This window comes from Halostella sp. PRR32, assembly GCF_034808085.1.
Classification (GTDB): domain Archaea; phylum Halobacteriota; class Halobacteria; order Halobacteriales; family Natronoarchaeaceae; genus Halostella; species Halostella pelagica.
In genome coordinates this window covers 1-268 of sequence record NZ_JAXHGL010000135.1, presented here as the reverse complement: position 1 = coordinate 268, position 268 = coordinate 1, and the positions used below count along the sequence as shown (strand labels likewise).

The following is a 268-nucleotide window of genomic DNA, read 5'->3' as shown; positions in this document are numbered from 1 at the left end:
CGACTACGAACTCGGCGAAATCGAGATCTGATTGTCTGACGGTCGGCTGACGTAGCTTCTTGTAGCTGCAGGAGAAAGGGGACATATGAACGAGATCACGCTTCGCCTCCCAGAGGAGACAACGGCCGCGTTACGGTCGGAGGCGGACGAACGGGGAGTCACAGTCCAAGCGCATCTCCGGGACATTATCGACGCATATCGAGCCGACGACCAGCGACGAGTCGGACGAACCGTCGAGTACGTCCACACCGTCGGTGGCGGCGAGACG

1 protein-coding gene is annotated in these 268 nt (G+C 60.1%); it reads left to right on the top strand.

Going from position 1 to position 268, the window contains the following annotated elements; translation table 11 throughout:
- Positions 1–85: 85 nt before the first annotated feature.
- A partial coding sequence (locus SM753_RS20660; protein WP_323192936.1) for a ribbon-helix-helix protein, CopG family occupies positions 86–268 on the top strand: 183 nt, incomplete at its 3' end.